At 69.8% G+C, this 18,485-nt stretch carries 19 protein-coding genes, 1 tRNA gene and 1 pseudogene; 15 read left to right on the top strand and 6 right to left on the bottom strand.

The window, feature by feature from the left end:
* The first annotated feature begins 130 nt into the window (after positions 1-130).
* A complete protein-coding gene (locus ACFXAE_RS29705) occupies positions 131-403 on the top strand; it encodes a hypothetical protein (protein ID WP_384720492.1) in 273 nt (90 codons plus the stop codon).
* Positions 404-581: 178 nt separating this feature from the next.
* On the opposite strand, the gene ACFXAE_RS29700 is transcribed toward ACFXAE_RS29705, so the two are convergent.
* From ACFXAE_RS29700 to ACFXAE_RS29680, 5 genes and pseudogenes are all read right to left on the bottom strand, one after another.
* Entirely contained in the window at positions 582-1,505 is a 924-nt protein-coding gene (locus tag ACFXAE_RS29700; protein ID WP_384720489.1) for an alpha/beta fold hydrolase, read from the bottom strand.
* Positions 1,506-1,955: 450 nt separating this feature from the next.
* Positions 1,956-2,486, bottom strand: coding sequence for a hypothetical protein (locus ACFXAE_RS29695; protein ID WP_384720486.1), 531 nt, complete (start codon positions 2,484-2,486; stop codon positions 1,956-1,958).
* A gap of 151 nt (positions 2,487-2,637) precedes the next feature.
* A pseudogene (locus ACFXAE_RS29690) lies at positions 2,638-3,242 on the bottom strand (GntR family transcriptional regulator).
* Between the two features lie 544 nt (positions 3,243-3,786).
* On the bottom strand, positions 3,787-3,954 hold the full coding sequence (locus ACFXAE_RS29685) for a hypothetical protein (protein WP_384720482.1): 168 nt from the start codon (positions 3,952-3,954) through the stop codon (positions 3,787-3,789).
* A gap of 142 nt (positions 3,955-4,096) precedes the next feature.
* Positions 4,097-4,546, bottom strand: a complete 450-nt coding sequence (locus ACFXAE_RS29680) for a hypothetical protein (RefSeq protein WP_384720479.1) — start codon at positions 4,544-4,546, stop codon at positions 4,097-4,099.
* Between the two features lie 69 nt (positions 4,547-4,615).
* Here ACFXAE_RS29680 and ACFXAE_RS29675 point away from each other — a divergent pair, with 69 nt between their 5' ends.
* The 6 genes from ACFXAE_RS29675 to ACFXAE_RS29650 all read left to right on the top strand — a co-directional run bounded on the left by ACFXAE_RS29675 (position 4,616) and on the right by ACFXAE_RS29650 (position 8,432).
* A complete protein-coding gene (locus ACFXAE_RS29675) occupies positions 4,616-4,804 on the top strand; it encodes a hypothetical protein (RefSeq protein ID WP_384720476.1) in 189 nt (62 codons plus the stop codon).
* A gap of 145 nt (positions 4,805-4,949) precedes the next feature.
* A complete protein-coding gene (locus ACFXAE_RS29670) occupies positions 4,950-5,174 on the top strand; it encodes a hypothetical protein (RefSeq protein WP_384720473.1) in 225 nt (74 codons plus the stop codon).
* Positions 5,155-5,646 (top strand): hypothetical protein, encoded by a 492-nt coding sequence (locus tag ACFXAE_RS29665; protein ID WP_384720470.1) that lies wholly within the window; start codon positions 5,155-5,157, stop codon positions 5,644-5,646. The genes ACFXAE_RS29670 and ACFXAE_RS29665 overlap by 20 nt, the downstream gene beginning before the upstream one ends.
* Positions 5,643-6,401: an IS21-like element helper ATPase IstB gene (istB, locus tag ACFXAE_RS29660; protein ID WP_384720467.1), complete on the top strand. Its 759-nt coding sequence runs from the start codon at positions 5,643-5,645 to the stop codon at positions 6,399-6,401. The genes ACFXAE_RS29665 and istB overlap by 4 nt, the downstream gene beginning before the upstream one ends.
* Before the next feature lie 342 nt (positions 6,402-6,743).
* On the top strand, positions 6,744-7,547 hold the full coding sequence (locus ACFXAE_RS29655; RefSeq protein WP_384720464.1) for a class I SAM-dependent methyltransferase: 804 nt from the start codon (positions 6,744-6,746) through the stop codon (positions 7,545-7,547).
* 330 nt (positions 7,548-7,877) lie between these two features.
* On the top strand, positions 7,878-8,432 hold the full coding sequence (locus ACFXAE_RS29650; RefSeq protein ID WP_384720461.1) for a hypothetical protein: 555 nt from the start codon (positions 7,878-7,880) through the stop codon (positions 8,430-8,432).
* A 178-nt stretch (positions 8,433-8,610) separates the two neighbouring features.
* Here the strand turns inward: ACFXAE_RS29650 and ACFXAE_RS29645 are convergent.
* Positions 8,611-8,683, bottom strand: a tRNA-Arg gene (locus tag ACFXAE_RS29645).
* Positions 8,684-9,004: 321 nt separating this feature from the next.
* Here ACFXAE_RS29645 and ACFXAE_RS29640 point away from each other — a divergent pair.
* The 8 genes from ACFXAE_RS29640 (at position 9,005) to ACFXAE_RS29605 (ending at position 18,377) form a co-directional block, all read left to right on the top strand.
* Entirely contained in the window at positions 9,005-10,615 is a 1,611-nt protein-coding gene (locus ACFXAE_RS29640) for a dynamin family protein (RefSeq protein WP_384720458.1), read from the top strand.
* 3 nt (positions 10,616-10,618) lie between these two features.
* Complete coding sequence (locus tag ACFXAE_RS29635) at positions 10,619-12,418, top strand: GTPase (RefSeq protein ID WP_384720455.1); 1,800 nt, start codon at positions 10,619-10,621, stop codon at positions 12,416-12,418.
* A gap of 242 nt (positions 12,419-12,660) precedes the next feature.
* Positions 12,661-13,140, top strand: coding sequence for a single-stranded DNA-binding protein (locus tag ACFXAE_RS29630; protein ID WP_384720452.1), 480 nt, complete (start codon positions 12,661-12,663; stop codon positions 13,138-13,140).
* A gap of 280 nt (positions 13,141-13,420) precedes the next feature.
* Positions 13,421-14,833, top strand: a complete 1,413-nt coding sequence (locus tag ACFXAE_RS29625) for a TQXA domain-containing protein (protein WP_384720449.1) — start codon at positions 13,421-13,423, stop codon at positions 14,831-14,833.
* A 229-nt stretch (positions 14,834-15,062) separates the two neighbouring features.
* Positions 15,063-15,428: a VOC family protein gene (locus ACFXAE_RS29620; protein ID WP_384720446.1), complete on the top strand. Its 366-nt coding sequence runs from the start codon at positions 15,063-15,065 to the stop codon at positions 15,426-15,428.
* Between the two features lie 198 nt (positions 15,429-15,626).
* Positions 15,627-17,291 carry an energy-dependent translational throttle protein EttA gene (ettA, locus tag ACFXAE_RS29615; RefSeq protein WP_384720444.1) on the top strand — a complete coding sequence of 555 codons (1,665 nt, stop codon included), beginning with the start codon at positions 15,627-15,629 and terminating at the stop codon, positions 17,289-17,291.
* 4 nt (positions 17,292-17,295) lie between these two features.
* A complete protein-coding gene (locus ACFXAE_RS29610) occupies positions 17,296-17,715 on the top strand; it encodes an acyl-CoA thioesterase (RefSeq protein WP_384720441.1) in 420 nt (139 codons plus the stop codon).
* Positions 17,712-18,377, top strand: coding sequence for a hypothetical protein (locus ACFXAE_RS29605; protein WP_384720438.1), 666 nt, complete (start codon positions 17,712-17,714; stop codon positions 18,375-18,377). Before ACFXAE_RS29610 ends, ACFXAE_RS29605 begins: the two co-directional genes overlap by 4 nt.
* The last annotated feature ends 108 nt before the right edge of the window (positions 18,378-18,485 follow it).

Genomic DNA, 18,485 nt, shown 5'->3' with positions numbered 1-18,485 from the left:
TCTTACGCACGCCCCGGTACTGGGCCCATGGGGCCGAGTCCCGGGACTTGCCAGGCCTATGTGCTGATTCGAACATTCGGAACGACGCCGCTGCCCAGTCAGGCGGGTCGACCGTAAAGGAAAAGAGTAAATGGTTACTTCGAAGAAGATCGCAGCGGTAGCGGGAGTTCTGGGGAGCCTCGCTCTGGTCGGCGCCGGGGCCGGCCATGCCTTCGCCGAGAGCGAGCCCGCGAAATGCGTTGAGGACGACAAGGGCAACGTGCGCTGCGTTCTGGTCAGCGAGTACCGGTTCACCGACAAGGACGGAAAGGTCCAGGTCGTCAGCCACTCCTCGCAGACCTGCTCGGGTTCGGGTTACGTCAGCTGCAGCAGCAACGTCGTCCTTCCCGCCAAGAAGTCCTGACTTCCCGCCGAGGCGGCCGAGGCGTTCCTCCGGCACCGGCACCCGGCGTGTGAACCACCCGGCAACGGCCGGGATCCGACATCGGATCCCGGCCGTTCGGTGCTGCCCGAGTGTCGAACGGGACAGGCCGCCTCCTGCCGATGACGGCGCATCACCGGCAAGAGGCGGCTTCTCCGTGTCAGGCCGTCGCGCGGACGGCATCGGCGCACGGTGACTCGACCGGGGTGCAGTACGGCAGGCCGTCGATGGAGCGGTCGGTGCAGAAGCGGGTGATCAGGTCCGCGGACTCCTCACGGCGTTCGACCGTCACCAGGTGGTCCGCCTCCTTGATGGTGACGAACCGCGCCCCCGGCATCGTCGCGGTGAGTTCACGCCCCATCTGGGGGGTGCACAGGGTGTCGTACTCACCGGTGAACACCAAGGTCGGCACGTAGGGGACCGGCAGGGGTTCGTAACAACCGTGCCTCACCAGCCTGGTGTTGTGCTCGACGGCCTTCCTGATCTCGTCCGGCGTCTGGGCCATGAACTGCCGCTGGAGAAGCCGTGCAACGGCCGCGTGCCTACGGACCTTGCCGGCGCTCGGGTTCGACATGAACAGCCGTACCAGTCCGTCGGCGGCCCCCTCGATGTCGCCCCGGCCAAGCGCGTCCGACAGTCGCGGCACGGCGTCGGTGTAGACGTCGGGAAGACGGATCGCCGCGCCGGAGAAGACGATGCGCCGGACGGACTCCGGATGGCGCTGCGCGAAGCGGAGGCCGACGACCTCGCCGAAGCAGCCGCCGAACAGGTTCACCTCGGGTACGTCGACCTCCGTCAGCATGTGCTGGACGGCGTCGGCGAGGAAGCCGATGTCGTAGCGGGCCGGCAGGAAGTCCGAGTCGCCGTATCCCGGAAGGTCCACGGTGATCAACGTGCACAGCGGCGCCAGCCATCTCTCGTGTCCCTGCCAGGAGTACCGGTTCTGCGACGACCCCCCGAGCAGCAGCAACGGAGCCGTCCGCGGCGCACCCTGATGGACGATCCGGCACGTGTACGCGAAACCCTCGAAGGTGAGGACCCGCTCCTCCACGGAGTCCTGGACGGCGGTGACGGCAGTACGCATGAACGGCTCCGGGAAGGGCGAAAGACAGCGAACCGTTCCATGATTACCAGGAGCCCGGTGAATCCGGCGTAATCACTCCAAGGTGGGCGATCCGGGACCCGTGGTGCGACACGACGCGAAAGGGCCGGTGTTTCCGCCGGCCAGAAGGTGGTGGCGCCCCCGGCAGGACTCGAACCTGCGGCCAAGCGCTTAGAAGGCGCTTGGCGGGTTGGGCGCCGTACCCTTGCTGGCCTGCTTCTCTTCTCCCACTCGGCGTCCCGACGACCTGCCTTCGGCATGGATTCGACACGCAATGCAGGCGGGCCCTGTCGCTTCTGGACGGCTCCACAGCCGGCAACGGGATCAACCGAATACCGGCGCAGCCGACCGAGCTGCCGTTCCGGTGCCGTGGTCGCGTCGGGCCAGTGATCTCTCGCAGCGCAGGTTGAGCGTTCACACCGAAAGCTGGAATCACACCTGGCGGCGCCGGTAGTACGCATACGTGAGAACCAGGAGCAGCGGGCCCCACAGGTTCATCAGTCCGCTCATCGTCATTGCGACGATGTCCCAGCCCTCGTCGTACGGCCAGGCCGCCGTGCCGACGGTAACGGCCTCGTACAGCCAGTGGATGCCTATTGCGGTGAAGAAGAGGCCGCCGAAGGTTGCGGGGACGATCGCGGCGGCCGGTGGGATGCGTCGCCCGCCCAGCCTCGGCACCCAGTGCGGAACGACCTCGCCCCAGCGGCGGACCAATCCGAAGCTGAGTAGCGCGAGGATCTCGGTGAGGACCGTCAGTCCGATGACGTAAGGGGCGTTGTACCAGGCAGGGGGCATGGGCTCTCCGCCCATGCCGTACCCGAAGGCGAAGGGCAGTCGCCAGATGCCGACGGGCAGCACAACCAGTGGGATGGCGTGTGCGACACGCTCCGCCCAGACGGGCACGCTGTGATGTGCGGGGCCCGTCGCTTCGAGGGCCAAGTGGGGGTGCCTTGTCGTCGTCATGCATCCAGCCTGACGTGAGGCATGGCGTCGCGGATCAGCTCGGAGGGCGGCTTTGTTCCGCCCCGCGTCCGCCCCGCGGCGGAGCAAGGTCAACCTGCGAGATGAGGGGGCGCGGCTTGAAGCCGCGTCACCAGGAGGCGCAGACGGGCCGCTACCGACGGTTGATCGGAATCTCGTAAACGATCTCGCAGTGAGCGGCGGGCACCACGATGTCCGCCGTCTCCACGGGCCGCCCCTGGTCGCTGTAGTACGTCCGGCGGATGTGCGTGACGAGCGCGGACTTCTGGATGCCCAGGAGTGACGCCTCCTCGGCGGTCGCCTGCCTCGGCTCCGGCTGCTCCACGGCATGGCTGACGGTGATGCGGATCGCGGCCATGCGGTTCACGACCCCTGCCCCGGCGTGCGGCCCTCCCTCGGGGAGGACGACGAGCGTGCCGCCAGTGAGGTCGTACGGCTCCCAGCTCGTCGACAACTGCATCGGTCTGCCGTCGGCCAGGAACTCGTACGTCGTGCGGACGCACAGGTCGCCCTCGGCGATGCCGAGCCGCCCGCGATGTCCGCGGGCGCCGACACCTTGGCGTCGGTCCGGCTCTCCCAATCCCCTTGCCTGCCCAAGGCCTTCATGTCCGCCCGGAACGGCGACCCGTCAGGCCGCTCACGCGCGGACGACCGGACCATACGCACGCGCTGCCGGGGCTCGGAGACGTACGTGCCCGAACCGGCGCGGCCCTCCAGCACGCCCTGGGAGATCAGCAGCTCCTGAGTGGAGCGGCCACGTACGAACGACCTTTACGCCCGGTGCCGTGTCTGCTCGGCTCTGCCTGGGGCGATGGCAGACAGGATGGGAGTTCCCCCACCGCGACAACCCACCGGCCGGCACCCGCCTGCGGGCCCCTCCATCCCGGTCCGTGATCTCGGGATTTGTGTTGGAGCGGGTGGCGAGAATCGAACTCGCGCTCTCAGCTCGGGAAGCTTGGGTTTCTTGGCGGCGGTTGCTGCGCTGACCGGCGGTGAAGTGGTGAGAGGACCTGCTTGACCGCCGGCCTGGCCCCCGCTATTCCCCGTGGTTCCCCGCACGATCTGGCACGCACCTGGCACGTGGGTCTTGGGTGGTTGCCGCCTCGTGGTCGTTGACCAAGTGGTTAGAAGATGCGGGCACACCTTGATGGGACGGCCCGCCGGCACTCTGCCGTTACCGTGCCGGGCCGCCCAGCACCGCTGACGTCCGCTGTCGTTGCCGTCACTGCCGTCGGTACCTTGGCGGCGAAGAGACGACCGGGCAGCCGTGGCGCCGGCACAACTACCTCTTGCAGTGCCGGCAGGCTGCAAGCCCCTGCTCCTTGGCCTTCTCCTCGGACATCGACTCCTGACCCATGTAGGTGCCTTGCTTCCCGTTCAGCGACGGACAGTCGACGTCCGTGTGGTACTTGGTCCGGTAGTCCCCGGTGCGTACGTGGACAATGCCCATGAGGCCTCCTGAGTTGGCCGCTTGACGGCGTGTAAGCCGGACGCAGTAAGGAAACACCCCATCCCGCCGCACCGCCGCCCCTGGGCGGAAGGTCGTGTCCCTTGATGTGCAACACCGTTGCCTTTGGAGAGGGACGCTGCTGTCAAGGGGCCCATCCGTCAGGGATCACTTCGGTGTGGAGGGTGTACTTCTGGGCTTTCCGGGGGTGCCCTTTCCGGTTGAAGGGGTACTTGCTGTACCTCTTCGGCATTCGTGACTTCATCCGCCACCTCCGTTGCTCTGGGACCAGGTTTGCCAAGACAACATGGCCGATGGCGCCGACCAGCGTCACCGGCTCGGTGCCGGTGGTCCCGTTCCCGGCGACGATCTGGTCTGCGGCAGCCTGCAACAGGATCGTGAAGCTCACCTGCCGGGGAGACAGCTCGGGGTGTGCCGTGGTGAGGTCGCCGGCCATCCGGATCAACGCCTGGTAGACGGTCAGCAGGGCGTAGATCTCCTGCTCGAGGCCCTCAAGGGACTTACCCGAGGTCCCGTCCTGCTGTTCGCCTCCTTGACGACCCACCCACCGGCCTAACGCAACGGTGTTGCACATCAAGGGACACGACCCAGGCAAGCGGCGGCCTGGTCCCGGAAGCGCAACCGCCGGATCCTCAACGTCGTCATGAAGTACGCGGTCCGGCGGCGCATCCTGCGGGTCAATCCTCTTCCCAAGGGCAAGGAGTCGACGGCGGTCACGAAGACCTCGAACGCCGTGGACAAGCGGTCCCTGCTGAACCCCGAGCAGGCGGCGGCGATCCTCGTGTCGACGATCAAGTTTTTCCCCAGGTTGGGCGGTTTGAGCGTCATGTAATTCCCCATGCCGAATTCTCCTAATTAGCCATGGATAGCGCGGAGGTTGGGATCGAGGGACCTGGTCGTCGCGGAGCTGGTCAAGTTCCTCGTCCCGTGGTTCGGATGGCCGATGGGCAGCCCGGATGGCGAGGAGAACATTCGTCGTGGTCGACATCACTGAGATCTACGTCCACTGGTACGCAGGCCGCTCGAAGAGCGAACTGGCCGCGTCGCTGGGGGTGGACCGCAAGACGGTCAGGAAGTACTTGGCCCCGGCCGAAGGGGCCGGGATCAGCCCGGGCGGCCCGCCGATGAGCGAGTCCGACTGGTCGAAGCTGATCAAGGAGTGGTTCCCGGTCGACCGCGACGATGGTCCAGGTCTTCCATGACGGCTCCCTGGTCAAGACCCACACCGCTCTTGACCAGGGGAAACGCACGGACAAGAGCGACTATCCGCTGGAGAAGATCGCGTTCCAGATGCGGACGCCGGTCTGGTGCCGCAGCCAGGCGTCCGAGGTCGGCGACGCCTGCCGCGAAGTCGTCGACCAGCTGCTGGAGGTCAACGTCCTCTATAGGCTCCGCGCAGCCCAGGGGGTCCTCGGGCTGCGGAAGAAATACGGCGACACACGTCTGGAGGCCGCCTGCGCGAGGGCCATCGCGGTTGGCGACCCGTCCTACCGCACCATCAAGGGCATCCTCATCGCCGACCCCGAGCCCGAGCCCGAGACCAGCGGTGATGCCGGGGCCGCGGCCTTCCTCCACGGCCCGGCCCGGCTGTTCGCCACCGTCGCGACCCCCGAGACGGCGGATAACGACCACGACGACCAGGTCCACGACGAAGCCGAGGTGGAAGCCCGATGACCGTGATGGATGCCGCCCTGCGGGAGTCGCTCAAGGCCCTGCGACTGTCCGGCATGCTGGAGACCCTCGACGCTCGCCTCGCCCAGGCCCACGGAGGCGAGCCCGGCCACCTGGACTTCCTCCAGGTCCTCTGCCAGGACGAGATCACCCGTCGCGAGACCGTAGCGTTCCAACGGCGCTTGCAGCGAGCGAAGTTCGAGCAGCAGGTCACCCTGGAGGAGTTCGACTTCACCGCCTCCTCGAAACTGCCCGCCGCCCAGATTCGCGACCTGGGAGCCCTGCGCTGGCTCCACGCCGGCGAGTCGGTCATCCTCTTCGGCCCCGTCGGCGTCGGCAAGACCCACATCGCCCAGGCCCTCGGCCACCTCGCTGTCCGCCAGGGCGCCCACGTCCGCTTCGCCAAGACCAGCCGCATCCTCGCCGACCTTGCCGGCGGCCACGCGGACCGTACCTGGGAGAAACGCGTCCGCGAACTCGTTCGCCCCGACGTCCTCATCCTCGACGACTTCGCCATGCGCCAACTGTCCGCGGCCCAGGCCGACGACCTCTACGAACTCGTCTCCGAGCGTCAGGGCCGGTCTCTGATCATCACGAGCAACAGGGCGCCCAGCGACTGGTATCCCCTCTTCCCCAACCCCGTCGTCGCCGAGTCCCTCCTGGACCGGCTCATCAACACCAGCCATCAGGTGATCATGAATGGGCCCAGCTACCGCCCGAACAAGCGGCCCAGGAACCCCACCGACAAGACCAAGTAGGAAAGGCCGGCGGACGTCGTCGGGATACTTGGCAGTAGAGGTGGTCGCTGGCGGTCCTTCATCCGGACGCGGCGTTTCGGCAATCAGTTTGGATGGCTGTGCCTATAGCGCTCCGCAGTGAACGCGCGCTTGCTGGCCGCGGTCCCCATCGTGGCCGATGGGGCGCCGGTGGAATGGGGACCTGCGTCGGTGCGGCGTGCCGCAGTTTCCCACGAAATCCGGTGGAGTTTCAGCGGCCGGAAGTGGTTGGGTCCTGCTCAATGCTTCGCTGACACGGCCCGGCACAGTGCGAGGCGCAAGGTCCGAATCGCAGGCGCGGTCTAGCCCGAGTGTCGTCGAGTGATGGAGGTTGTCGCGGTGGCTGGTTATGGGGCGCTTTCCGACGTATACGAGTGGCTGATCGGGGACGACAGGTTGACCCCCGCCAAGGCAGCCGCGGTTTACTACAGCGATGTCGTGGGCTCTCTGCCGCCCAACGCGCGCGTCCTCGACTGTGCGTGTGGAACCGGCCAGCTCGCCGTTGGTCTCGCGAGTCTTGGCCTTGACGTGGTTGCCGCAGACGCCAGTGATGGGATGGTTCGCCGGACCGAGAAGGCCGCCGACGAGCAGGGTGTCTCGCTTCGAGTCCTCCGCGCGAGCTGGGACGAGCTGCCTGACCACCTGGAGGACTCCACGTTCGATCTGGTGTTCTGCGTCGGTAATTCGCTCGGGCACGCCGAGGGCGCAACCGGGCGCCTGACCGCGCTGGACGCGATGTCGCGGCTGCTGAATCCGGGCGGACGCCTTGTGCTCCACTCACGCAACTGGGAGCTCGTGCGCTCCGCCGGCTCACGGGTAGACGTCCGCGATCGACTCATCCGCCGCAACGACCGCGATGCGGTCGTCAGCTACTGCTGGCAGATCGAGCAGCGTTGGGAGCAGGAACACTTCCTCGAGATCGTGGTCGCCCAGATCGAGCCGGATGGGGCAGTGCGAGCCTGCTCGGAGCGGTTGTCCATCTGGCCCTACCGGTACGAGGACCTCGTGGCGCAGTTGCGCAGTGTCGGGCTCACGGTGCAGTCCACCACCTTCGACCCCGAGAGCAATGGATACCTGGTGGTCGCCAGCCGCGACCAGGCGCGAGGCACGTCTGAGCCGGTGCGTTGATCTGCCTTTCGTCGTTGTCGTTGCCGACCTGCCGGCTCGCGACCGCCTGCAGCGGGTTCTTCGCGAAGTGTTCAGCGATTGAAGCGGTTGCTGCGGGTGCGGCCCTCACCTTGCATCTGACCTGCTCAAGCTGATGTTGGAAACAGCTCGCGATCTTCCTTCCGTCAGCTCGCGTCAGTGGCTGGGGAATTACGTGAACTTCCGCCTGGGGAATTTCGCGATCGTCCACACCTCGACTGGATACGGTGCCGGCCGCGCGGTGGCAGGCGGCTCCACGCCTTCTTCGCCACGCTGTACTACTGCGGCCCGCGCCCCGAAGAAGCCGTGGTCATGCGAGTGGAGGACGTCAGGCTGCCCCGACCCGACGCCGAGGACCAATGGTGCGAGCTGCTGATCCACACGGCGACTCCGGAGGTCGGGAAGCAGTGGACCCACACGGGGGAGATCCACGAACGGCGTGATCTGAAGGGCCGTGCGGAGGGCGAGACACGCACCGTGCCGGGGCATCCGGCCCTCAGGCGCATCCTGCGGCAGCACATCCAGGACGAGCGGCTGCGGCCGGGCGATCTGTTGTTCCAGGGGGAGTCGGGCGGCATCCTCGCCGGGTCGGTCATCCGTCGGGCGTGGCGTAGTGCGCGGAAAGCCGTGCTGCCTCCACACGTCTTCGAGTCGCCGACCGGACGGCGCGTGTACGGCAACCGGCACACGCGCCTGACCAAGTGGCTCAACGACGGCATCCCGCCCGCCCAAGTGGCGGAGTGGGCCGGGAACAGCGTGGCTGTGCTGCTCGCCACATACGCCCGCTGCGTCGACGGGCAGTTGCCGGACCTGAAACGGCGGCTCGAAGCCGCGGGCGACCTGCCGGAGGCGCCCGGCGCCGGCTGATCCTCCGGCCGGGAACTTCGACACGTATTCGACACGGCCACCCGCGAAAACCCGGTGACAGCCGGACGGCCCCGGAGTCCGCCCTTGATCATCAAGAGGGCGTCCGGGGCTTCGTCGTGACAGCTGGCACTGGGCCTGACCAGCAAAAAGCCCTCCCTGGCGGGAGGGCAGAGACTTGCGCCCCCGGCAGGACTCGAACCTGCGGCCAAGCGCTTAGAAGGCGCCTGCTCTATCCACTGAGCTACGGGGGCCGGTGTGGTGGCCTGTCGTCGCGGTGCCCGGGTCCGGGCCCGTCCGTGACGTCGCCGGAGACAAGGATAGGGCTCCCGCATCCTTGCCCCTGTTGCCTCGCCTCCGTGGCTCGATGTGGAGGTTCGGTGAAGCGGTCCTGATAATCGCAGGCAGGTACGAATCGTGCACCGTTTTCGGTCTCTCGCGCACCGGGTGTTGTGCACTCGTTATGCCTGGAGCGCGCATGCGTCGCGGTCGTCCCTTCCGTCCGTTGTGTCCTGTCGGCGCGCAGGCATACTCATATGCTTCAGAATTCCCCCAAAATTGGGCATTCTTCGCATGTGGTGACCTTGGACGTACGGCCCCAGCTGCTCGACGCACTCTCCGCCCTGCGCGACCGTGTCGCCGCCGCACGCTTCCCGCTGCCCCTGGCGGGGGCCGCACGCGCGCGTGCCAACCGCGACGAACTGCTCGCGCAGCTCGACGACTATCTGGTGCCCCGGCTGAGAGACCCCGAAGCGCCCCTGCTGGCCGTCGTCGGAGGATCCACCGGAGCCGGGAAGTCCACCCTGGTGAACTCCCTGGTGGGCCGCCGGGTCAGCGAGGCGGGCGTGCTGCGGCCCACGACCCGGACGCCGGTGCTCGTCTGCCATCCGGAGGACCACCACTGGTTCAGCGGGATGAGGGTGCTGCCCGACCTCACGCGCGTGTGGGTGCCCCACCACCGGGACCCCGCGGACGACCTGCTCCTGCCCGGCGAGAACCCCGCGCGGGTGCTGCGCGTCGAGACCGCCGACACCCTGCCGCCCGGCCTCGCCCTCCTGGACGCGCCCGACATCGACAGCCTCGTCTCCGACAACCGGGTCCTCGCCGCCGAACTCATCAGCGCCGCGGACATCTGGGTCATGGTCACCACCGCCGCCCGCTACGCCGACGCCGTGCCCTGGCACATGCTGCGCACCGCCAAGGAGTACGACGTCACCCTGGTGACCGTCCTGGACCGCGTACCCCACCAGGTCGTCTCCGAGGTGTCACGGCAGTACGGCGCCCTGCTCACCAAGGCCGGACTCGGCGACGTACCGCGCTTCACCGTGCCCGAGCTGCCCGAGTCGGCCTGGGGCGGCGGACTGCTGCCCGCCACCGCCGTGGCCTCGCTGCGGACCTGGCTGGTCCACCAGACGCTGGATCCCGCGGCCCGGCAGCACGTGATGGCCCGCACCGCGTACGGCGTCCTCGCCTCCCTCGACGCCCGCATGCCCGGACTGGCCGGTGCCGCCGCCGCGCAGTACGCGGCCGCGCTGCGGCTCACCGCCGCCGTCGACGGGGCGTACGACAGCGAGCACGCGCGCGTGCGGGGCCGGCTGCAGGCCGGGGCCGTACTCGCCGGCGACGCGCTCAGACGGTGGCGCGCCTTCCCCCTGGACTGCACCCCGGGCGAACTCCTCGACACCCTGGTGGAGAGTCTGGGCGCGCTGCTGCTGTGCGCCGTCGCCGCCGCCGACGAGCGCGTCGACGACGCCTGGCGGCGCGAACCCGCGGCGGCCGCCCCCGAGCTCGCCGGCCGTGACACCGCGCCCGAGAGCGCCGAGCACCGCATCGGGCTGGCCGTACGGCGCTGGCGGCGCGAGATCGAGGAGTACGCCGAGGACGAGGTGCGGCAGCTGGACCGCAGCGCCGCGCCCGACCCCGAGACGGTCGCCGCGCTGGTCGCCACGGCCCTGCTGGGCGGCCGCCGGGCCCGGATCGCCGGGGAGGGGCTCGCCGAGCGGATCGGCGCCCACGGCGCGCTGCGGCTGCGCGACCGGGGCGGACGGCTGCTCGTCGAACACGTGGACCGTGTCATGCACGCCGAACGCGAACGCCGGCTCGCCCCGCTCGACGCGCTCGAGGTGCACGCGGAGCCCCAGGCCGAACTCATCGCCGCGTTGTCCGTACTGCAGAAGGAGAGGTGACCGGTGACCGCCGTCACTGACCAGGACCACACCGAGCACCCCGAGCACCCCGAGCACTCCGACCGCGACGCCGGAGGACCACCCCGTACGGACACCGCGAGCCCTTGGGACGACGGGCTGATCGCGCGCCGGGTGGACGAGAGCGCCGGTGAGGAGCAGGGCGGGGTGGCGGCAGCCCGCACACCCGCGCCGCAGACCGTGACCCCGCTCGCGTACGACCCGTGGCTGCGGTCGCGGCTCGACGCGCTGCGCGAGCTGGTGGGGCTCTCCCGCGCCCGGCTCGACAACCGGACCCTCGCGCAGGCGGGCCGGGTCCTGGAGGAGGCCACCGCGCGGCGCCGGCTCTCCGGACAGCACACCGTCGTCGCCCTCGCGGGCGCCACCGGCAGCGGCAAGTCGCAGCTGTTCAACGCGCTGGCCGGAGTGCCCGTCTCGGAGACCGGTGTACGGCGGCCGACCACCGCCGCACCCATCGCGTGCAGCTGGAGCGACGGCGCGGCGAGCCTCATCGAACGCCTCGGCATCCCGCCCCGGCTCAGGCGGCGCCCCCTCCAGGCGACCGCGGACGCCGACGAGCGGCTGCGCGGACTGGTCCTGGTCGACCTGCCCGACCACGACTCGGCGGCCGTCCAGCACCGGGAGCAGGTGGACCGCGTCCTGGGACTGGTCGACGCGGTCATCTGGGTCGTCGACCCGGAGAAGTACGCCGACGCCATGCTGCACGAGCGCTATCTGCGGCCCATGGCGGCCCACGCGGAGGTCATGTTCGTCGTCCTCAACCAGACCGACCGGCTGCCCGGGGAGGCCGCCGAGCAGGTCCTGGACGATCTGCGGCGACTGCTCGACGAGGACGGCATCGCCCTGGGGGAGTACGGCGAACCCGGCACGACCGTGCTGGCGCTGTCCGCGCTCACCGGGGACGGGGTCGGCGAACTGCGGGAATCGCTCGCCCGGTTCGTGGCCGAACGCGGGGCCCCGGCCCGGCGGATCTCCGCGGACGTGGACATCGCGGCGGCCCGGCTGTGGCCCGTGTACGCCACCCACCGGCGCACCGGACTGAGCGAGGAGGCGCGCGAGGAGTTCGCCGACCGGCTCGCGGACGCCGTGGGGGCCACCGCCACGGGCGAGGCGGCCGAACGCGCGTGGCTGCGCAACGCGGGCCGCGCGTGCGGCACGCCCTGGCTGCGGCTGTGGCGCTGGTGCCAGGAGCGGAGCGAGCCGTCCACCGGCCGGGTCGCCCTGCGCGGTCAGCCCGACGAGGAGACGACGGCCCGCCAGCGCGTGGAACAGGCGGTACGCACGGTGGCCGACCGCGCCTGTACCGGACTGCCGGCGCCGTGGGCACAGGCGGTGCGGGAGGCGGCCGTACGCGGCTCCCAGGGCCTGCCGGAGGCGCTGGACGAGCTGGCCGTACGCGCGGGACTGCCGCCGGGGCGGCCGCCGCGGCCCGGGTGGTGGCCGCTGGCCGTGTTCGCCCAGGTGTCGATGACGGTCCTCCAGTTCGTCGGTGGTCTGTGGCTGCTGGCGCAGATCATCGGGATCATGGCGCCGAACCTGGGGGTGCCGGTGCTGCTGATGGTGATCGGCATCGTCGGCGGCCCGCTCGTCGAGTGGAGCTGCCGCATGGCGGCCCGGGGGCCCGCCCGGCGGTACGGGCAGGAGGCGGAGAGACGGCTGCGGGAGGCGGCCGCGGGGTGCGGGCGGGCCCGCGTCCTGGATCCGGTGGCGGCGGAGCTGCTGCGCTACCGGGAGGTACGGGAGCAGTACGGGCGGGTCGTGGGGGCGGGGACCGGCCGCGCTTGACGCCGGCGGGGTAAGGCGGATCCGGGGCGGAACGCCTCGTTCGGGTGGCGGGGATGTCCACAGGCCGGAGGTGGTCCACAGCGCTCAGCGGGCCCGGCCCGGCGGAGGCAGTCTGGCTTCGCGGCGAGCGCGGGACGGTTCGCGGTCGCCCTGCCGGACGGCAGCCGTACGGGACGGACCCGTACGCGTACCGGCCCGGCGCCGGTGTCGTAGCCGGCGGGCGGGCGAGGGAGGGAAACACGATGAACGAGACGATGGTGTGCGTGGTGGGCAACGTGGCGACGCGGCCGGTGTACCGGGAGATGGCGTCCGGCCCCGCGGCCAGGTTCCGGATCGCGGTCACGTCCCGGTACTGGGACCGGGAGAAGAGCGCCTGGGCGGACGGACACACCAACTTCTTCACGGTGTGGGCGAACCGGCAGCTCGCCACCAACGCGGCGGCGTCGCTGTCGGTGGGCGAACCGGTGATCGTGCAGGGCCGGCTGAAGGTGCGTTCGGAGACGCGCGAGGGACAGCAGGGGTGGATGTCGGCGGACATCGACGCGGTGTCGATCGGTCACGACCTCGCCCGGGGCACGGCCGCCTTCCGGCGCGCGCAGCGACCGGAGCGGGCCCCCACGCCGGAGCGTCCCGAGCCCAACTGGGAAAGCGAACCGGAGAATTCGGCGACCGCGGACGGAACCGCGCCCCAACAGCACCCGGAGCCGGCGGCGGTGACATGAGGTCAGCGACCCGGCCTCGACACCGGTGCTGACCGAACTGAGGCTTATCGGCAGATGCGCCCCGAACCATCCCGGGTGGATTTGTCGATAAGCCCCGCTCGCGGCGGCTTCCGCGATAACGATTCCGAGTCGGATCACTCCTCCGACGCGATCATCGGCAAGCGCGCATCGCCGTCTCCTTAGGATGCCGGGCATGGCTCCCGGGACTCTCGGGGCCGGTGATTCTGCTGGTGGGACCATCACCCCCCACGTCAACGGGTCCCGCCCGGGAAGGATTTCGGTGTTTTCTTCGTTCTCCGCGGGGCCCGCGCGCGGACGCGGGGCGGTCCGCCCCGCCGCAGGGACGCTGGTGTCCGGACTCGTCGCCGCAGCCGTACTGGCCGGTGCCGGGACGGCAGCCGCCGACGAGGAGACGGCACCGGATCACAGCGGAGCGGCCGCGACCGTAGGCGGACTCAAGACCTACGGCACGGCCGTGATACGCGGCGCCGCCGGGGACCAGCAGGTGTCGGCGGGACTGTTCGAGATGTCCGTCGAGGGCGGCGGCATGCTGCAGACGTACTGCGTCGACATCCAGACGCCCACGCAGAAGGACGCCAAGTACCACGAGACCGCCTGGAGCGGGACCTCGCTGGGCGCCAACAAGGACGCCGGCCGGATCCGCTGGATCCTGCGGAACTCCTACCCGCAGGTGAACGACCTCGCGGCGCTCGCGAAGAAGGCCGGCATACGCGGCAGGCTCACCGAGCAGGACGCGGCGGCCGGCACCCAGGTGGCCATCTGGCGGTACTCCGACGACGTCTCCGTGGACGCCGCCGACCCCCAGGCCGAGCAGCTCGCCGACTACCTGCAGGAGAACGCCCGCAACGAGGAGGAGCCGAAGGCGTCGCTGGCCCTGGACCCGCCCGCGGTCTCCGGCCGCCCGGGTGAGCCGGTCGGTCCGGTGACGGTGCGCACGGACGCGCGCAGCGTGACCATCTCCCCGCCGGCGGACGCCGCCACGAGCGGGGTGCGGATCGTGGACGAGAACGGCGAGCCCGTCACCACCGCGGCCGACGGCAGCCAGATCTTCTTCGAGGTGCCCGAGGACGCGGCGCCGGACACCGCGGAGCTCACCGCGCAGGCATCGACCACGGTGCCCGTCGGCCGTGCCTTCGTCTCCGACAGCCGCAGCCAGACACAGATCCTCGCCGGTTCCAGCGAGTCGACCGTATCGGCGACGGCGAGTGCCACCTGGGCGCTCAAGGGCGCGATACCCGCGCTGTCCGCCCGCGAGAACTGCGCCGAGGGCGGTGTGGACGTCACCGTCACCAACCAGGACGACGAGCCGTTCACCTTCGAACTGGCGGGTGCCGAGCACACCGTCGCGGGCGGAGAGTCCCGGACGGTGACGGTTCCGCTGAGCGAGGACCGGCCGTACGACTTCACGGTCACGGGTCCGGTCGGCTTCGAGCAGCGGTTCACCGGCATGCTCGACTGCCTCACCCGAGCCGCCGAGACCGGCACCACCACCCACACCCTCACGGGCCCGAGCCCCACCCCCCTGGCCGGCACCCCCACCGACACCAACCTCGCCGAGACCGGCTCCTCCGGCGCCACCCCGTGGATCGCCGGCACCGCCATCGCCCTGGTCGTCCTCGGCGGCGCGGGCCTGGTCGTCACCCGCCGCGGGAACACCCCCTCCGGCGCCTGAGCGCCCTTCCCCGATCCACTCGGCGGTCCCGGGGTGCACGATCGCCTGCCTCGGCGTGGAGGGCCCGGACGGCGGCCTTCTCCACGTGGAGATCGTCGCGGACCACGCGAGGTCGCAGTGGTGCTGGACGCCGACGACGGCGAACACCGTCACCGGGCCGGCCGACCGGGTCCGCACGGAAACGGAAAAGGACCTGCTCTCCGAGCCCTGGCGGGTTTAGGCTCGGCCGATGACCTTGCAGTGGCAGCATGTCATCGTTCACTCGGCGGATCCGGTGGCCCTGGGGCAGTGGTGGGCCGAGGCTCTCGACTGGGTCGTGGTCCACTCCTCCGAGGAGGAGTTCACGATCCGCGCCGAGCCGGATCGTCTGCCGGGGCTGGAGTTCATCCGGCTCGACGAGGCCAAGAAGGCCAAGAGCCGACTGCACCTCGACTTCGTGCCCGATGACCAGGACGCCGAGGTGGCCCGCCTCGAAGCCCTTGGCGCGAAGCGTGTCGACATCGGTCAGGGCGACCAGTCGTGGATCGTCATGGCCGACCCCGAGGGCAACGAGTTCTGCGTCCTCGGCCGCCGGGGTCAGCAGACGGCTCCCTGAGACACCTGTCCCCGGGGCGTGCGAGAGGGTCCGGGAGCGGTCGACACCGGCCGCCGGTGACAGGTGGCGTGCCGACGTCGTCCGCGAAACGCAAGGTCAGAGCCCCCGGCCTCTATGCGTTTCCGCCCAGGGGTGGCGGTGCGGCAAGATGGGGTGTATCTGCCCACTGCCTGATTTCAAGCTGCCGGACGGTTTCTCTTGGCTGAGTACATTTACACCATGCGCAAGGCGCGTAAAGCGCACGGCGACAAGGTGATCCTCGACGACGTCACCCTGAGCTTCCTGCCGGGAGCGAAGATCGGTGTCGTCGGTCCGAACGGCGCTGGTAAGTCGACGGTCCTGAAGATCATGGCGGGGTTGGAGCAGCCGTCGAACGGTGACGCCTTCCTCACTCCCGGTTACACCGTGGGCATCCTGCTCCAGGAGCCCCCGCTGAACGAGGACAAGACCGTCCTGGAGAACGTCCAGGAGGGTGTCGCCGAGGTCAAGGGCAAGCTCGACCGGTTCAACGAGATCGCCGAGCAGATGGCGACCGAGTACACCGACGAGCTCATGGACGAGATGGGCAAGCTGCAGGAGCAGCTCGACCACGCCAACGCCTGGGACCTCGACGCCCAGCTGGAGCAGGCCATGGACGCCCTGGGCTGCCCGCCCGGCGACTGGCCGGTGGCCAACCTCTCCGGTGGCGAGAAGCGCCGCGTGGCGCTGTGCAAGCTGCTCCTCGAGGCGCCCGACCTGCTGCTGCTCGACGAGCCCACCAACCACCTCGACGCCGAGTCGGTGAACTGGCTGGAGCAGCACCTCGCCAAGTACGAGGGCACCGTCGTGGCCGTCACCCACGACCGGTACTTCCTGGACAACGTCGCCGGGTGGATCTGCGAGGTCGACCGCGGCCGGCTGCACGGCTACGAGGGCAACTACTCCAAGTACCTGGAGACCAAGGCCACCCGCCTCAAGGTCGAGGGCGCGAAGGACGCCAAGCGGCAGAAGCGCCTCAAGGAAGAGCTCGAGTGGGTGCGGTCCAACGCCAAGGGGCGGCAGGCCAAGTCCAAGGCGCGTCTGGCCCGGTACGAGGAGATGGCCGCCGAGGCCGACAAGATGCGGAAGCTGGACTTCGAGGAGATCCAGATCCCGCCGGGCCCGCGGCTGGGCAGTGTGGTCGTCGAGGTCAACAACCTGACCAAGGGCTTCGGGGACAAGCTCCTCATCGACGACCTGAGCTTCACGCTGCCGCGCAACGGCATCGTCGGCATCATCGGCCCCAACGGCGCGGGCAAGACCACGCTGTTCAAGATGATCCAGGGCATCGAGGAGCCCGACTCCGGGAACATCAAGGTCGGCGAGACCGTCAAGATCTCGTACGTCGACCAGAGCCGCGAGAACATCGACCCGAAGAAGACCCTGTGGGCCGTCGTCTCCGACGAGCTCGACTACATCAACGTCGGCCAGGTCGAGATGCCCTCGCGGGCCTACGTCTCCGCCTTCGGGTTCAAGGGTCCTGACCAGCAGAAGCCGGCCGGGGTGCTCTCCGGCGGTGAGCGCAACCGGCTGAACCTCGCGCTCACCCTCAAGCAGGGCGGCAACCTGCTGCTCCTCGACGAGCCGACCAACGACCTCGACGTCGAGACCCTCTCCAGCCTCGAGAACGCCCTTCTCGAGTTCCCCGGGTGCGCCGTGGTCGTCTCCCACGACCGGTGGTTCCTGGACCGGGTCGCCACGCACATCCTCGCCTACGAGGGCGAGTCCAAGTGGTTCTGGTTCGAGGGCAACTTCGAGTCGTACGAGAAGAACAAGGTCGAGCGGCTCGGTGCGGACGCCGCGCGTCCGCACCGCGCCACCTACAAGAAGCTGACCCGGGGCTGATCTCTTGCGGCACATCTACCGCTGCCCGCTGCGCTGGGCGGACATGGACGCGTACGGCCACGTCAACAACGTGGTGTTCCTCCGCTACCTGGAGGAAGCCCGTATCGACTTCCTGTTCCGCCCGGAGAAGGACTTCAAGCAGGGGTCCGTGGTGGCGCGCCACGAGATCGACTACAAGCGGCAGCTCGTCCACCGGCACCACCCGGTCGACATCGAGCTGTGGGTCACGGAGATCAGGGCGGCGTCCTTCACCCTCACCTACGAGGTGAAGGACGACGACCTCGTCTACGTCCGCGCGTCGACGGTGATAGTGCCGTTCGACTTCGAGGCGCAGCGTCCGCGCCGTATCACCGCGGAGGAGCGCGAGTTCCTCCGGGAGTACACGGACGACACCGCCGGTGAAGAGGAGGCCGTCGCCGCATGACGGTGCTCCACCTCGCCGACGAGGGGGAGGCCGCGGATCTCGCGGCCTTCCTCTCCCGGCTGCTGCACTATGACCGTTCCGCCGCGGTGCGGTTGCAGGCGGCCGGCACGGCGCTCGCCGTCTTCGGCCGGCCCCCGTCGTTCGAGGTGCTGGCGATCCGCGCCGTACGGCTCGCGAAGCCCTACGAGAACGGGCTGGACGTCGCGCTGGACGTGACCGTGTCCGCCGGTGAGCTGCTGGAGTCGGTGGACGAGTCCGCCGCCACGGCCGTCGTGCCGGGCGCGGTGACCGGTCCGCCGTGGGCCGGGGTGCTGCCGCCGCGCGGCGGCTGGCAGGCCGAGTCCGGGCTGCCGGCGCCGCAGGAGCTGCGCGGGCTCGTCGCCGCGTCGGTCGCGGAGTTCCGGTCCCGTACGGAGGAGTTGGCGCCCGAGCGACGCACCCGCGCCGAACTCGACCGGATCGGGCGGGAGATCTGGTCCCGCACGGTCGCGGAGACCGGGCTTCCGGTGCGGGCGGTGCACGCCGCCCAGTCGCTGGGGTTCCTGCGGGGCGGCGAACAGGGACTGTTCTCCTCGGGGTCCTGGCTCCGGCTGCGTACGCCCTACGGGTCGGTCGCCGTGCGCCGGGCGGGGCTCGGGGCGCTGGGCCTCAGCGTGCGCTGAGACCGGCCGCTCACCGCCCTTCCCGTCCCGTCCGCTCCAGGAGGGCTTTGCCCCCTGGAGCCCCGCTCCTCAAGCTCCCCGGAAGGGCTGGACGGTGCCGGCGGGATT

Origin of the sequence: Streptomyces sp. NPDC059454 (assembly GCF_042749965.1) — a bacterium.
Taxonomy (GTDB): Bacteria; Actinomycetota; Actinomycetes; order Streptomycetales; family Streptomycetaceae; genus Streptomyces.
Note: the sequence above shows the minus strand (reverse complement) of the source record. Positions and strands in the feature narration are given on the sequence as shown.